At 34.6% G+C, this 16,099-nt stretch carries 13 protein-coding genes and 3 pseudogenes; 12 read left to right on the top strand and 4 right to left on the bottom strand.

Features of this window, described 5'->3' with window-relative positions; translation table 11 throughout:
- Window positions 1-786, bottom strand: a complete 786-nt coding sequence (gene lepB, locus AAE962_RS05250) for a signal peptidase I (protein ID WP_343288855.1) — start codon at window positions 784-786, stop codon at window positions 1-3.
- 199 nt (window positions 787-985) lie between these two features.
- Here lepB and AAE962_RS05245 point away from each other — a divergent pair, with 199 nt between their 5' ends.
- Window positions 986-1,342, top strand: a complete 357-nt coding sequence (locus tag AAE962_RS05245; RefSeq protein ID WP_343288854.1) for a TrbC/VirB2 family protein — start codon at window positions 986-988, stop codon at window positions 1,340-1,342.
- Window positions 1,343-1,344: 2 nt separating this feature from the next.
- On the opposite strand, the gene AAE962_RS05240 is transcribed toward AAE962_RS05245, so the two are convergent.
- Both AAE962_RS05240 and AAE962_RS06770 read right to left on the bottom strand, forming a co-directional pair.
- Window positions 1,345-2,343 carry a pyruvate dehydrogenase complex E1 component subunit beta gene (locus tag AAE962_RS05240; RefSeq protein ID WP_343288853.1) on the bottom strand — a complete coding sequence of 333 codons (999 nt, stop codon included), beginning with the start codon at window positions 2,341-2,343 and terminating at the stop codon, window positions 1,345-1,347.
- A 60-nt stretch (window positions 2,344-2,403) separates the two neighbouring features.
- Window positions 2,404-3,729, bottom strand: a pseudogene (locus AAE962_RS06770) (ankyrin repeat domain-containing protein).
- A gap of 325 nt (window positions 3,730-4,054) precedes the next feature.
- On the opposite strand from AAE962_RS06770, the gene uvrA reads away from it, so the two are divergent.
- Complete coding sequence (uvrA, locus tag AAE962_RS05225; protein ID WP_343288850.1) at window positions 4,055-6,868, top strand: excinuclease ABC subunit UvrA; 2,814 nt, start codon at window positions 4,055-4,057, stop codon at window positions 6,866-6,868.
- A 51-nt stretch (window positions 6,869-6,919) separates the two neighbouring features.
- Window positions 6,920-7,624, top strand: coding sequence for a ComF family protein (locus AAE962_RS05220; RefSeq protein WP_343288849.1), 705 nt, complete (start codon window positions 6,920-6,922; stop codon window positions 7,622-7,624).
- A gap of 154 nt (window positions 7,625-7,778) precedes the next feature.
- On the opposite strand, the pseudogene AAE962_RS05215 reads toward AAE962_RS05220, so the two are convergent.
- Window positions 7,779-7,865: pseudogene (locus AAE962_RS05215) on the bottom strand (transposase); the annotation flags it as partial.
- A 248-nt stretch (window positions 7,866-8,113) separates the two neighbouring features.
- Between AAE962_RS05215 and AAE962_RS05210 the strand changes: the two are divergent.
- The 9 genes and pseudogenes from AAE962_RS05210 (at window position 8,114) to AAE962_RS05170 (ending at window position 16,086) form a co-directional block, all read left to right on the top strand.
- Entirely contained in the window at window positions 8,114-9,172 is a 1,059-nt protein-coding gene (locus AAE962_RS05210; RefSeq protein ID WP_343288848.1) for an ankyrin repeat domain-containing protein, read from the top strand.
- A gap of 296 nt (window positions 9,173-9,468) precedes the next feature.
- The gene (locus AAE962_RS05205; protein WP_343288847.1) at window positions 9,469-9,990 is read left to right on the top strand and encodes a hypothetical protein; all 522 of its coding nucleotides are present in this window, start codon (window positions 9,469-9,471) and stop codon (window positions 9,988-9,990) included.
- An 87-nt stretch (window positions 9,991-10,077) separates the two neighbouring features.
- On the top strand, window positions 10,078-10,803 hold the full coding sequence (locus tag AAE962_RS05200; protein WP_343288846.1) for an AAA family ATPase: 726 nt from the start codon (window positions 10,078-10,080) through the stop codon (window positions 10,801-10,803).
- Window positions 10,804-11,285: 482 nt separating this feature from the next.
- The gene (locus AAE962_RS05195) at window positions 11,286-12,590 is read left to right on the top strand and encodes a glycoside hydrolase family 113 (protein WP_343288845.1); all 1,305 of its coding nucleotides are present in this window, start codon (window positions 11,286-11,288) and stop codon (window positions 12,588-12,590) included.
- A 60-nt stretch (window positions 12,591-12,650) separates the two neighbouring features.
- A pseudogene (locus AAE962_RS05190) lies at window positions 12,651-13,166 on the top strand (glycoside hydrolase TIM-barrel-like domain-containing protein); the annotation flags it as partial.
- 3 nt (window positions 13,167-13,169) lie between these two features.
- Entirely contained in the window at window positions 13,170-14,009 is an 840-nt protein-coding gene (locus AAE962_RS05185; RefSeq protein ID WP_343289587.1) for a phage tail protein, read from the top strand.
- A gap of 182 nt (window positions 14,010-14,191) precedes the next feature.
- A complete protein-coding gene (locus AAE962_RS05180) occupies window positions 14,192-14,497 on the top strand; it encodes a hypothetical protein (protein WP_343288844.1) in 306 nt (101 codons plus the stop codon).
- Window positions 14,498-14,547: 50 nt separating this feature from the next.
- Window positions 14,548-15,339: a hypothetical protein gene (locus AAE962_RS05175; RefSeq protein ID WP_343288843.1), complete on the top strand. Its 792-nt coding sequence runs from the start codon at window positions 14,548-14,550 to the stop codon at window positions 15,337-15,339.
- Between the two features lie 387 nt (window positions 15,340-15,726).
- A complete protein-coding gene (locus AAE962_RS05170; RefSeq protein ID WP_343288842.1) occupies window positions 15,727-16,086 on the top strand; it encodes a hypothetical protein in 360 nt (119 codons plus the stop codon).
- Window positions 16,087-16,099 lie beyond the last annotated feature (13 nt).

Raw genomic sequence — 16,099 nt, 5'->3', positions numbered from 1 at the left:
TCATAAAACTTTGTGAAGTACCCTGTCAAATCTCAGAGCAATAGGTAACCTAAAATCAAACGGCAACCAATCAACTTTGCCTAATTTAAACGATAAACCAACCATGATTACGCGTCCAACTATATTTTCAGTTGGTATTAACCCAATTTCAGAAAACCTGCTATCAAAAGAATTATTTCTATTGTCTCCCATAACAAAAAATTGATCATCAGGCACATAATAAACTGGAGTATTGTATGATAACTTATTAGAAAGATTATCTATTAGCATTTCATGCTCCTTGCCGCTCGGGAGTGTTTCGATGTATCTTGCTATATTACGCTTTGACTCATAATCAAAAAAATTTTCAATTTGTCTTCGCTTTACTTTCTGATCATTTAAATATAACTCCCCCTCTATCATTTGCACTTTATCGCCCGGTATTCCTATTACCCGCTTAACAAATCTAATGCTGTCATTTCTTGTAGGCTTGAAAACTATTATATCACCACGCTCCGGAGGGGTATAAAAGATTCTACCGCTAAAGATGTTTGGAGAAAATGGAAAAGAGTGTTTACTATAACCATATGAATATTTACTAGTAAAAATATAATCTCCCTCAAGTAGAGTGCTTTTCATTGAACCAGAAGGAATATGAAATGGCTCAAATAAAAAACTACGTATTGATAGCGCAATTAGTAGCAAAAAAAACAGTGAAGATAAAAACTTTCTCGTTCTTGCTATCCGGTTCTCTCTCAATTCTTTCAATTTTATTTTCTTTATAAATTTAAGCTTATCATAACACATAAAAGTGGTAATGTGAAATTTTACTCATGGGTGTTATTGCTCTTTTTCGAAAGTCGAAATAAGCTCTCAAGTAATTGACAGTGATTGATAACCAATAGACATCATTTGCTATGCAATATTGTATAAATCACAATGCTAGTTTTACTGAAAATTATACTATTTTAGATATAATTATAATATTTAAACTTAAGGTATAGGGATGAACCCTACAATTAGAAAGGTTTTTTGCATTCTACTTATAGTATTATTTATTTCTTTTTCTCATGTTGGAAGTGCTGCTAACTCTAATGACGATACAACTGCTCAAGTAATATGTAATATTATTGGCTACGTTTGGGGAATAGGTGGACCGCTTATGACCGTAGTGATAATAGGAGCAGCTTTACTTGCAATATTTGGTAGAATGCCGTGGCCTGCTATTTTCGCCCTCGGTGTATTTTGCGCTGTGTTTTTTGGCGCTAAAACTATTGTCATAAAAGTAATGGGTGGTATAAACTCTACAAATGCCTATTTTATGGAAGAATGTGGAACGGGAGATAAAAAAAAGAGTCAATAGGACTATTTCTTTCTAAAGCAGACTTGGTGCACAGCTTCAACTATATCTTCCACTTGTGGTAATGCTTTCTTTTCTAGGTTTGCAGCATAAGGTAAGGGGACATCCTTGCCGGTTACCCGTACAACCGGAGCGTCAAGGTAGTCAAATCCTTGTTCCATAACCATGGCTGAGAGTTCTGCTCCTATTCCTGCAAATGGCCAACCCTCTTCTATGCTTACTAATCTATTGGTCTTCTTAATAGAGTTAATAACTGTTTCAGTGTCAAGTGGTCTTAAGGTTCTGAGGTCGATAACTTCAGCTTCTATTCCTTCACTAGAGAGTAAATCTGCTGCATTTAACGCATCCATTAGTTTCAATGAAAAAGCAGTGATAGTTACATCCTTTCCTTCCCGTATAACAGCAGCTTTGCCTATCTTAAGTAGATAATCTTTATTTGATAGCTCAGAGTCAGGAACTTCATGATCATGTCCATAAGCGATCTCGTTTTCTAGAAATATTACAGGATTAGGGTCACGAATTGCAGCTTTAAGCAGACCTCTGCAATTGGAGGCAAAGTAAGGTGCTATTACTTTCAACCCTGGAACATGCGAATACCAAGATGCAAAGCACTGAGAATGTTGTGCTGCAACTCTTGCTGCAGCACCATTTGGTCCACGAAATACTATAGGGCATCCAAGTTGTCCACCCGACATATAATTTGTTTTTGCTGCGGAATTCACAATTTGGTCGATAGCCTGCATAGAAAAATTAAAAGTCATAAACTCGACTATTGGCCTCAGTCCAGCAAATGCTGCTCCAACAGCAAGACCAGCAAATCCATGTTCAGTAATGGGTGTATCAACTACCCTATTTTCTCCAAACTCTTTCAGTAATCCTTTCGTTACTTTATAAGCACCATCATACTCTGCAACTTCTTCACCCATGATAAATATATCAGGGTCATTTTGCATTTCTTCTCTGATCGCTGTGCATAAAGCTTCTCTTACACTTAAGATTGCCATTTGTAAACCTGTAGATTTCAACTGAAATAACTATATCAAAATTACCAGGAAGCGCACAAGTTAAGTTTTACAAGCATCATGTTGCATTGAGCATTGAATACTTACTTCTTTTAATTCAGTAGGTTGCGGTGATAGTGCGTATGTAACTCCACCGACTATCAATGAAGACATCACAGAAGTTGCAATCATCAATAGAATTGGTAATTGGGAGGCTATACTAAAGGCAACACCTAATGTCAACATGATTGCAAAGTTTACAGAAGCAATTTTTAAGAAACACAGTTGTGTTTTTTCTACTTTATTTGCTTTGGTTTTGCTTAATTCACTATTAAGTGTTGTATTTTTACTTTTTAGATCTTGTATTTGTTGTTTTAGTGATTGATTCTCTTCACTGAGCTTATCAAGTATTTCTGACCGATTCTCATGTACAGCTAAGTCACTCTTTAACTTTTCTAGTGCTTTCTCAATATGTTTTAATTCTTTACCTGGCTTTTCTAACTTCCGAATTTGTCTATCTTGCAACTGAATTTGAGGTTGCAGACTTTCTAAAATTTGGTCATTAACTTCATTAGCTGCTCCGTCGTTATTTATTTCAGAGCAGAAAGAAGTATCAAATGTATCCTCAAACTCTAGACCGCTGTCTTCATTGATAACACTTTCACCAGTAATAGAATGAGAAGCGATTTGCTCACTCTGAATATTATCATTATTCTCTTTCCTTCTTTCATTCCACATTTGTATTTCCACTGCTATTGATTTTTCTCTATCATTTCCTAATTCAGTAATTCCATTCACAAATGAACTGACTCGAGTTATATTATCATTCTGAGATGAGCGGTCACAACTTCCTTCTCCAACTTGGATGTGAAAGCCTTTTATCTTCTTTTTTCGCGAATGATTTTCTTCTGCCTCCTCTAACATTTGTACTATCGCTTCCTTATTTTATGTATTACCTACCACCTCCCTTGGAGTCTTATTTTTACTTTTTAATGAAGGATTCACTCGATCATCACTTAGTAGTTGTTTTACCATGCTTTCATGTCCACAAAAAGTAGCAATATGCAAAGCAGTTAGCCCATCATTTTTAGAACCATCTTTTACTCGAGCGTTAACACTTGCTTTCTTTTTTAGTAAAAGTTCCACTATTAACATATTGTTGCATGCTGTAGCAAGATGTAACAACGTCCAATCTTCTGCAGCTTCTTCTGAAATTTTTATACTAAATTGATGTTCTTTACTAAAATTTTTACTAAACTTGTTGTACTCTCCTGCATCTTTTCCTTTTAACTCATTCTTTATTTTTTCAAGTAAATTATCTTCATCCAAATCGCTACTTTCACTTACCTCATTTATTATTTCAAAAAACTTCTCCTTCTCTATTGCCATAACCTTTCCCTCTAAATTTATTTTTATCGCTGCATAATCTCACAAAAAAGTTAAATTTATCAAAATTCTATATTTTATATAAAATAAAATTTCCTGTTTCCAAAAATTGGTAAGCATGTTTTTGATGAGATTATAGAAAACATACTTTTATGACACCATTTGTTGTACGAACTAACTTGGCGAAAACAGATGTTTATATAGTTGTGTGGCAAAATGTTTTGCACTAGTTGTGCTACTTTGTTTTCCGTAATAGTTGAAAAAATTAGTAGAAAGTTGTTGTAAGTTTATGTATTTTGAGGCTGTAATGGTCAAAGGTACATGAAGTATGATCAGAGTTAAAGGTGCAAGAGAGCATAATTTGCAGGGTATTGATGTCAATATACCAAAAAATAAGTTAGTTGTTATAACTGGACTAAGTGGTTCTGGTAAGTCTAGCCTCGCATTCGATACGATTTATGCAGAAGGCCAACGCAGATACGTCGAAAGTCTATCGGCTTATGCACGTCAATTTCTTAATATTCAAGATAAACCAGATTTTGAGTCAATCACAGGACTCTCTCCTGCAATATCAATTAATCAAAAGTCAATCTCAAAAAATCCAAGATCAACTGTTGGAACCGTTACTGAAATTTACGATTATGTACGTTTGATATATGCACGAGTAGGAATACCTTATTCGCCTGTAACTGGGTTGCCAATAACGAAACAGGCTGTATCTCAAATTGTAGATACTATTATAGCATTACCTTTAGAAACTAAAATATATATACTTGCTCCTATTGTGCGTGGCAGAAAAGGAGAGCACTTCAAAGAGATATTGGAAATTAAAAAGCAGGGTTACGTGAGACTAAAAATAGATGGTGAAACATACAATATAGATGACTTGCCTAAACTCGATAAAAACAAGAAACATGATATTTTTGTTATTGCAGATAGAATCTCCATGTCAGATGATATAGGAAATCGACTACCAGGCAGTATAGAATCAGCATTGAGGCTGGGCCATGGCTTAATGTATGCAGAAATAGTGAACTTACCTGATAACCACAATTCCGAGTATAAAAATGGTCAAACTTTAACTTTCTCAGAGAACTTTGCATGTCCTGAGTCTGGCTTTACTCTTGAAGAAATAGAGCCAAGATTGTTTTCTTTTAACAGCACCTACGGTGCATGCAGTTCATGCAGTGGGCTCGGTAAAAAACTAAGTGTTGATGCAAAGCTAATAGTGCCAGATGAAACGCTCTCGATATCTGAAGGTGCTTTAAAGCCAATTGGATCAATATTCCGTCAAGTGCATACAAACTATGGATTGCTAAAAAATGCAATTCTATCACTGGCTGAAAATTGCAAATTTAGCCTTGATGTTCCGTGGAATAATATAGACCAAAAAGTGAAGGATTTAATACTTTTTGGCTCTAGAGAAATGAAATTTCAAGGTTTGGTCAGTATCCTAGAACGCCAGATGGATTACGATGCATCACTTATTGATAGGTATTGTTCTGTTACTGACTGCAAAGAATGTGCTGGCTATAGATTGAGAAAAGAAGCAATTACAGTGAAAATTGACGAAAAACATATAGGTGAAATATCAAGGCTCAGCATCGATGAATCCCTTAAGTGGTTTGGAAATTTATCAGATAAACTTACAGAACAACAAAGGCAAATTTCAAATAAAATATTAAACGAAATAATCAAAAGGCTGACATTTTTAAAGAATGTAGGGCTAAATTACCTTACACTTGACCGTGAATCTAGCACTCTCTCTGGTGGTGAAAGCCAGAGGATCAGGCTTGCTTCGCAAATTGGCTCTGGTTTAACAGGGGTGCTATACGTGCTTGATGAGCCCTCAATTGGCCTTCATCAATGTGATAATGATCGATTAATTACCACACTTAAAAATCTGAGAGACATGGGTAATACTGTGATTGTTGTTGAACATGATGAAGACACAATAATGGCTGCTGATTATGTGATTGATATTGGTCCTGGAGCTGGTGTGAATGGAGGAAAAATCGTTGCAGAAGGAACACCAGATCAGGTACAAAAAAATTCAGAAAGCATAACAGGACAGTATTTAAGTGGAAAGAAGGAAATTTCAATTTCAAAAAGAAGAAAGCAAACAACTCAGTTCATAAAGGTAGTTAATGCTTGTGAGAACAACTTAAAAAATATAAATGTTGAATTTCCTATAGGGAATTTTATTTGTGTTACTGGAATATCAGGAGGAGGGAAATCAAGTTTAGTGATAGAAACATTATATAAATACTCAGCACACAAGATAAATCATTCATCTGCAAGGCATGGTCAATGCGACAAAATAGAAGGCCTTGAGTATATAGATAAAATTATAGAAGTTGATCAATCGCCAATTGGTAGGACCCCAGCATCAAATCCAGCAACATATGTTGGTATGTTTACTCACATCAGAAATTGGTTTGCAGGTCTCCCAGAGTCGAAGGCACGAGGTTACAATATAGGCCGATTTTCATTTAATACCAAGGGAGGAAGATGTGAAGCTTGTAAAGGTGATGGGCATTTAAAGATCGAGATGAATTTCCTACCGGACGTTTATGTGAAATGTGAGCAATGTAGAGGACAGAGGTATAACCGAGAAACATTGGAAGTTACTTACAAGGGAAAATCAATTTCTGATGTGCTTGATATGACAATAGATCAAGCATGTGACTTTTTTGAAAATCTTCCAATGATAAAGGAAAAGTTGATTTCTTTACAGGAAGTAGGGCTTGGCTATATAACGCTTGGACAGTCGTCAACAACGTTGTCCGGGGGTGAAGCACAACGAATAAAGCTGTCTAAGGAACTATCAAAGCGATTTACCGGGAAAACATTGTATATTCTCGATGAGCCAACAACTGGGTTACATTTTGAAGATGTAAATAATTTACTGAAAATACTCCATAGGCTAGTTGATTTAGGAAATACTGTTATAGTTATTGAGCACAATTTACATGTTATAAAAACTGCTGATTACATAATAGATATTGGTCCAGAGGGTGGAGTAAAAGGTGGCGAAGTGGTTGCTGTAGGAACTCCAGAAAAAGTTGCACAGACTCCAAAAAGCGTTACAGGCAAGTATCTTAAAACATATTTATTGGATCAAGTATCGACTATTTCTTAATAATTAGGTTATGAGGAGCATTTTAAAAGGTATACCTAACATATTTAATTCATGAATCTTATCTTATTAAAAAAAGCTACAGATCTCATATTTCCAAACGTATGCGTAAGTTGTGAACGTATAATTGATAAAAGTTATGATTTATGTAGTGAATGCAATAAAAAAATCAATTTTTTAACTAAGCATTACTGTAATGTTTGTGGTGTAGTAATTACAGATAACATTGATACATGTGGTAAATGCATCAGTAACCCTTCACCATTTAAAGTATTAAGATCAGTTTTTGCTTATGATGAACATAGCAAAAATATGATTATAAATTTTAAATTTTTTGATAATTTAAATTATGTGAAAGTCTATGCAAAGTGGATGTACACAACTAACAAAGACATATTTCAAAATGCAGAGGTCATAATTCCCATACCGCTACATAAAATACGCTTATTTAAACGTAAATATAATCAAGCAGCATTGCTCGCGAAAGAATTAAGTAAGTTATCTAATTTATCTTATACACCATTTGCAATAAAACGTATTCGTCACACTGTACCTCAAGCTGGTCTTTCACTTAAACGGCGTGAAAAAAATTTAAAAAAGGCTTTTAAAATAAGCAACAGCGAAATCATCAAAAACAAAATCGTGATATTGGTTGATGATGTAGTAACAACTGGCGCAACTGCAAAGTCTTGCTCTCAGGAAATTTTAAACTCTGGTGCAAGAGAAGTAAGAGTGCTATCGCTTGCAAGAACTGTATGAAAATCAGCTTTAAGGTACAGCGTTTCATTTTTAGTAAAGGTTTAGTGTAATCTTTACAAATTCCTCTCAAAAAATCCAGTTATAGTGTATGCTGGGTCTATAATTATAGCTCTTTTTCTAATAGTTCGAATAGCTGGATATTCTTTATGGCTCAATTTTTTATAGCAAACCAATTATGCTCAATTTTGTTAAAATCTGGAGAATATGGAGGCAGATATATAACTTCAGCACCGACATTTTTTTATTTCTGGATTATATTAGAAATCGATATTGTACAGTCAACATAAATTTTTTACTTCCGTGTTTTTTCTGTTGTTGTTTATAATGACTATAGTTACATCACATATTTATTCCAATTAAATGTATCAGTTATTTATTGTAAATTACTGACTTTTTCAATGGATTATTTTTCTAAATAATTTCCAAAAATGTGTTTACTTTTGTTTGTAATTGTGTAGTAACTGCAACGTAAAGTTATAGGAGGTAAAGATGGATTTTGAAAATCTGAAAAAAATATTAAGTGCAATTGATAAAGATGCAAGTGTAAATAAAGATAACGTAATTAATAAAATAAAAGAGGTATTACAAAGGGAAGCTACGATAGCGTATCAAGAGTGGGAAAGTAAAAATTTTTATGTAAATCATATATTTACCCAAAGTAATCCTGATGCTAAATTTACATTGTTAATTGCATCTGCAGCAGGTGGCTGTAAGGATTTGGTAAATGTTTTATTAGGTAGCCATGCGGATGTTCATGTAGAAGATGAAAATAGAGAGACTGCCTTGCATCATGACGTTTATAGTCGATGTGTAGATGTAGTAAATGCTCTACTGGATAGAAGTGCGGGTGTTAATGTAAAAGATAGAAGTGGTCGGACTCCTTTGCATTATGCTACTATATATAAATTCATAGATGTAGTAAATGTTCTACTAAAAAGAGGTGCAGATATTAATGTAAAAGATGAAAATAGTAGTACTCCTTTGCATTATACTACTTTAAGTAATCATGTAGAGGTAGTAGATGCTCTGTTAGCTGAAGGCGCAAGTGTTCATGTGAAAGATAGAAGTGGTCAGACACATTTGCATTATGCTGCTACAGATGGCTATGTAGAGATAGTAAATGCTATATTATCTCAAGGTGCAAATGTTTATGAAAAAGATAGTTTGCAGAAAACTCCTTTATATTATGCCATTATAAATCGCCAAGAAGATACAGTAGAGGATATAAAAAGGTTTTTGAAAGATAAGATAGTTAAAGATAGTATAATTGTTGGTGGTTTAGTTGCCGCGTTAGGTAATACTGTATCAGCAATGCTTTTTATGACCGAGACAATGGAAGGTACATTAACATCTCTTATGACAGCAATAGCTGTATCTGCATCAACATCATTAACATTTGGTTATGCTAAATATCTAATGTCAAAATTCGATAACGAAATAAAAGAAATAAAAGAGCGACAAAACGTAATGGAAGGGAGGCAAAGCTTAACAGAAGGGTGGCAAAGTGTAGATTTACAAAGCATACGTATACATAATGCTCTTTCGTAACTTTTTACTTCCGCACTTCTTTAGTGTTGCTTATAATAACTATAGATTTAGATCTTAATTAGAGGCTTTAATTACCTACTTTAAGTTATTGAATTTCTTATCATAACATCTTTCATTCCAGTACCCTGGAATGAAAGAAAAAGAACACTGACTTATATCTTAATACTGCATAATACCTCGATCATAGATTGATTAAGGACACCTTGAGTTATCTCTTTAGTTAGTCTTGCTTTACTATGAAAAGCTTGTACTCTTTAAATGTATTATTTATAAATTAACTGTTTATAAGCTAAAATATGTCTAATAGAGCTAATATAACTTTTTTTATAGCTGGTGCTATTGCTTCCCTTACACTTCTTACATCTGGAGTTTTTGCTGTAGCTCCTTACGTTGCATTTTTATCTTCAGTTGCAGCTTTAAGTATAGCTCCCCCTGTTATTTTTATTTTATTTGCGCTTTCTGCAGTAGTAATTGTGTTTTCATATAAAATGATTAAACAAAGTAAAAAATCTCAAGAAAACTCGAAAGCTGAAGTCGAAGAGCCGAATAAAGGGTTAAGGAAAGAAGAAAATAAGCTAACTCCAATTAAAGAAGAATTAGAAGATGGAAAGGATAAAGAAAATAAATACGGGTTTAGTGGTATAGAAGAAAAAGTTCATAGAATTTCAGAGAATTTTGTAACGAAAGATGAAGTGAATGGGTTAAAAAAAGAGGTTAGTGATCTTTCTGCAAGGTTAATTAATAGTCCTGCAACAAAAAATGAAGTAGAAGCAAAGCTGAATATAGAATTTTACGCAAAAGATGAAGAAAGAGGGTGAAATACAACATTTAGTGATATTATATTACCAAATGACATAAAAGAAAAGTTGAGAGGAATTTGTGAGTCAAAAAGCGTAGGATATCTCTTGTACGGTCCACCAGGAACTGGTAAGACTAGTATTAGTAAGGCAATTGCAAATCAAACTAAATCTCTGTTTGCGTTTATGTCTGTTTCTTTGTCTTGCTTTTCTAGTCAAAGGAATATAGATCAAGTTTTTGAGAAAGCAGAGACAAACAGTCCTTATATGATTTTTATAGATGAGATTGACGGAGTTGGTAAAAAGCGAACTGTTAATGAGGATGCAGGGCCTTTAACTTATTTACTAACTAAATTGGATAAAGAGTTTTTATCCTCAAAAAATATAATGGTGATTGCTGCAACTAATCATAAGGATCATTTAGATCCTGCGTTTACTAGGGGTGGTCGTTTGGAGTGTATTGAGGTTCCTGGGCTGGATAAAGAAAGTACACGTAGGGGAATACTAAAAGAATATCTCAAAGAATTAAGCCCTCTAAATATTGAAACTATTGTAAAGAGTACTAATGGTTTTTCACCAGCAAATCTGATTGGTTTATCCAAGTATATACGAGAGGAGAAAAGTAAAGGCAAAAGCACTCCTATTTTCACTTTATGTGAAAGATTTAAGAAGGAACATAACATTGAAGATAAGAAGAATGAGAAACATAGTAACGGAAAAACTAAAAACAAGGATACAAGGCTATCATCTGGAAACTTATCTAGAAGTTCATCAGTAAGCTCTTCATTGAGTGATGTATCTTCTCGAGTAAGTAAGCGGCAAATCGAGGAATAAAGAGAATTACTACACAGTCTGGCCATTCAAGTGACACATTCGAATCATGTCATTCCAGTGCTTGACAATAGTTTTTATCCAGAAGGAACTTCTAAAAGGGTGTCATCCCAGTACTGGAATCCAGGAATTTTTTTAGCACGCAAGTTATGCCAAGTTTTTTGTTGGTAAGAAAGGTTGGATCCCAGTACTGGGATGACAGGAAGAGGGCTACTCGGGTGACATCGAAGGGGCTACTTGCATGACAACAAAGGGGCTGCTTGCATAACTCAAATTCAAAGAAAAATCATTTAATGTCATTCCAGCGCGTGACGCTGGAATCCAGAAATAAAGAACACTGGATCCCAGTGTCAGCTACTCGGATGACATCCTTTTTTTCCTGGATACCAGTTGCATGACACTACTATACAGTAGATCCCAATTTCATCCCAGTCTGGGATCTTCTTTCAAAAATTCAAAACAATCTATCAAAAAGGAGGATTATTATGTCTACAATAATTTTATCATCAATTTTAGGTCAAGCAGGTAGTATCTTTGGTCCAATTAGCCAAATTATCGGCTCAGAGCTCGGGGCTCTGCTTGGTGCACAGCTTGATAGTGCAATGTTTAGTCTTGATGCTGAGCAAAAGATAACGCATGAGGCGAGGCTGAAAAATCTGCAAGTTCAAACCTCAACTTATGGTAAAGAAATTCCAATTATCTATGGCACTGCTCGCGTTGATGGAAACATTATTTGGTCACAGCCAATAAAAGAGGAGGCGATAACCACTCAAAATAAAACAGGAAGAGGTATAAATATTACATATAACTACTATGCAACACTCGCAATTGCAATTTGCAAGGGGAAAGTAGAAAAATTAAATAGAATCTGGGCGGGTACAAAATCGCTTAGCTTTGACCAAATAGATTATACTTTTTACCACGGCAGAGAAGACCAAAACCCTGATCCGTTTATGTTATCAATTGAAGGTGAGAAGAATGTACCAGATTATAGAGGAATATCTTACATAGTCATCAAAAATTTTCCTTTGGAAGACTATAGTAATCGTGTTCCGGTGTTTACATTTGAAGTGCAAACTGCACTGAAGCTCAGTGGATTCTCAGTAGCAGAAAACATTAAAAATATCAATATCATACAAGGTTCAGGGGAGTTTGTGTATGATACGAAAATACAGAAGAAAATTGCGCGAGAAAGAATAAGCAGTAGCCAATATATTCCCTATGGACCGGCACAAAGAGTAAATCACAATAATCACACAAAAAAGAGCGATGCTATGCTTTCTTTGGACCAATTGAAGGAAAGTTTACCAAATGTTGAATGGGTATCAGTAGTAGTCAATTGGTTTGTAAATGATCTGAACATTAAAGATTGTAAAATATACCCTGCAGTTGAATTTCAAGATGATTCTAGGGTAGTGCCTGATGATTGGCAAGTGGGAAATATAACCAGAGATAATGCTCAGCTAATTTCAAAAGATCAAAGTGGAAATTCAAGATATGGTGGTACAGTTAGTGATTTAGCGCTAATAAGATATATAAAAGAGCTACACAGCAGAGGCTACAAGGTTATGCTCTATCCAATGCTCTTGCTCGACACAGAAAACAAAGAGTGGCGAGGAAAATTGATAGGGCCTCCTGAAGATATAAGTTATTTTTTTGAGAATCAGTATAGCAAATTCATAGAGCATTACGCGAGCATTGCCAAACAAACTAAAGTGGAAGGGTTTATTATTGGTTCTGAGTTTGCTCATCTTACCAGAGTAAAAGATGTAGAGGGTGATTATCCTTAAGTAGCAGAGCTAGTTAAAGTTGCAAAGCAAGTAAAGCTTCAGCTTGGAAAAGAAGTAAACGTAACTTACGCTGCCGATTGGAGTGAGTATCATTCATATGATGGTTGGTACAATATGGATGAACTTTGGTCTTCAGAGTTCATTGACGTTGTTGGCATCGATGCTTATTTTCCACTAACTGATGGACCAGAACCTCCTTTTGGCTATTCCGCGGAAGATGTAGCGGGTGGTTGGAGCAGTGGGGTAGGGTATGATTATTTTTACGATTACTCAAAAAGTGATCCTGAGAAAATAAAGTATAATGACAGCGAATATGCATGGAAAAATATTGAGAAATGGTGGAGTGAAGTTCATGTAAATCCAGGTGGTAGTAAAACAAAATGGCAACCAAAAATGAAGAAAATATGGTTTACCGAATATGGATTTCCCAGTATGAACGGCTGCACTAATGAGCCCAATGTGTTTGTTGATAAAGGTAGTATAGAGAGTAAATATCCACGATACTCAAACGGAGAGGTGAGCTTTCTTTCACAGAAAACTGCAATCGAAGGAACATTAAAAAAGTGGCAAAGCTCAGAAATGGTGGAGAAAATGTTCCTCTGGGCGTGGGATGCAAGGCCATTTCCTTATTTTCCCAACTTGTGTGATATGTGGACTGACTGCCATAATTGGCAAACAGGGCACTGGATTCAGGGAAAAATTTCACAACTTAATGTTTCCGATGTTTTGTCTGATCTGTTGCAAAAGGTAGGTCTCAAAGGCGATCAGTTTGATACAAGTGATGTTAAAGGATTACTATCTGGGTATGTAATAAATGATCAGCAACCCGTACGCTCAATTATTAAAATGCTGCGAAGGTGCTATTTTTTTGATGTGGTTGAACAGAACTCAAAACTGAAATTTATTCAAAAGGGCAGGGGAGTGAAAACTGAAATACCAATTGGCGAGATGGTTACCAATAACGTTGCAAAACTTGTTAATATTAGTCAGATAGATTTAAATAGTAAAGTCAATGTTGTCTATTTTAACCGCAATTTTGGCTATCCAATTGATGTGAAATATGCTGAACTGCCAAAGCAGGGCAATGCTGCAACAGTTCCAATACCTCTCATTATGGAGGAAGGGGAGGCGCAAAATATAGATGAAGTTTTACTTTATTCTTCGTGGCAAGAGAGAAATGTATACAACTTTAAGCTCCAGATAAAATATGCATGGCTTTTACCAAGTGATGTCATAGCAATTTCAGATGGCGAGAAAAGACATACGATGAGAATTATAAAAACAAAGTTTGAAAGCATGTCCATTCAAGTAATGGGAGTTGGTTATGATCCCTATATATACAAGCTCTCCTTTCCTTCAACAAGATCACTTATGCTGAAAGAATACCCTCCTTCTCACATCAGTAAATCTATCATATAAATGATAATTTACCGCATATTAAAGGTAATATCGCAAGTTTTACTTTAATTAGTGAAGAGGAAGTTTGGAAAGGAGCAACGCTTTTTATTTCGTATGATGATAAAAATTATAAGCCCATCGCGAGCGCAAATATACAATCTACTTACGGATATGTAATCGAATTTACCGATGACGAGATTGTAGTGGTATTACGCTTTTGCCATTTGGATGTCATTAATTCAACTGCGTTAGCATTGATTGGCAAAGAGGTAATAAAATTCCAAGATACCAAGCTTATAGATAAGAATAAATACAAATTGAGCAATCTAATTAGAGGGCAAGAAGGTACTAAGAGATATGAACACACCACAGGTGAAAAATTCGTTCTGCTTGATGATTCAATAATTTCTTTTGAAGTTCAAAAGGGAAAAAAGCTTTATCTCAAAGCAGTCACTTATGGTGATTCATTAGATAATACGGAGACAAAAGTTCTTACAGTTGACAATTAACGCAGTATATGTTAATATTATATACATATAAAGTAATTATAAAGCTTATTATGTCAAGGAAAATAGTTAATACATTAAAATCTCAAGTAAAAGAGCTCAAATATGCTGATTTAGGAGCTAAAGAATTAAGCTCAGAGGGTTGGTATGAAATTTACTCTGGCACTCAGACATATAAAGATCTCAATAGATGCGGTGATATTACTATTAATGGACAAAAAGTAACTAATGAGTTTATTAGAGAGCTATACTCAAAGCATGAAAGCCTGCTTATAAGAAATGAAAATGAGGGAGACAAATATTGTCCATTTCTTAAAGCAGTTTTTACAGAAATGTTTGAACACGCTGGTGCAATAGTTACAAATAATTCTATTATTGAGGAGTTAATAACTAATTATAATCAGGCAGGATATACTAAGTTTTTTGTTAATTATAATTTAACGGAAATGTCTGAACTCGGTTTGCATCTAAGTTATAATGATGGAAGAGCCTTTTGTATGAACTGCAATGATCCTGATTGTTTAGAATTTAGCTTTTGTATGGAAAGCATTCCTGTAAGTAATACTATAGAATATGTTAATGCTGGAGGTAATTGTCTTCTTTATAAGGTATGCGATTTATCAAGCTCAGTAGAATTTAATCTGAAATGTAAGGGCGAAAATGTGACATACGAAGATGGTAAAGTATTACTTACAATTCCTAAAGAGTTAAAAGACTACAAAGCTGGTAATGACAGTCTGCTCGATAAGCTTACTGATATTATTAATAATCTTGTTGAATACTTTAAAAAGCTCTACGAGAAATTGGGCTTTAAGTTTGATACAAGGATAGAGTATGATTCTTAGCATAATATAAAAATGTAGCATAGCCTTGGTAAATCACTGAAGGTGATAGATAAGCTAGATATATCTACTCTTTTCCTTGAACGTCGAAAGAAAGTTCGTGCTTTTATGGAAAAATGTAAAGAGAAAGATTTAAACAATCTTGGCGCCGAACCACTGGAGGTAACCAGTATATCTAACGTCAATGGCTCACAATTCAAAAAGTACTAGAACTATTTTCTTTTTTTCGAAGTGCAACCAGGGTTACCTAAAAGCAGTCACCTACATACGAAAGCGAAAATTGTAAACTAGGAGAGAAGGACTTCATAAATGAGATCTTACCAGCAGGAACTTGTGTTTCATTAAAAAATCCACTATAATATTAACATAGCAATATAGTGAGGTAAAATTATGACTAATAGTGTAAATGAATTATCAAATAAAGCGCCAATAATACTAACATGGGTGCCAAGAGTACGTGGTGCATCTTTACCGAATGGTAAAAATAGTACCCTGAATTATTTAGAAATAATTAAAAATCATAAATTAGTAAATAAAGAGGAGAGGGACATATATTTGGTTATCAATGGTCCTGGATTTGAAGAAAATCAAATAGATGATTTAAAGCGTGAACTGAAAGAAATTGAAGGAGTTCACGTTGTAGACTTACACCAATATGACTGGAGCGAAATAGATCGAGGGTGGAAGATAGATGGTGAAGACATTAGCATAAAGGACTTCTTTGAAAGTATGTATAATATGACAGATTAACAAAGAACATACT

The organism is Wolbachia endosymbiont of Encarsia formosa (genome assembly GCF_039540065.1).
GTDB lineage: Bacteria > Pseudomonadota > Alphaproteobacteria > Rickettsiales > Anaplasmataceae > Wolbachia.
This window is presented reverse-complemented; position numbering and strand designations above follow the sequence as displayed.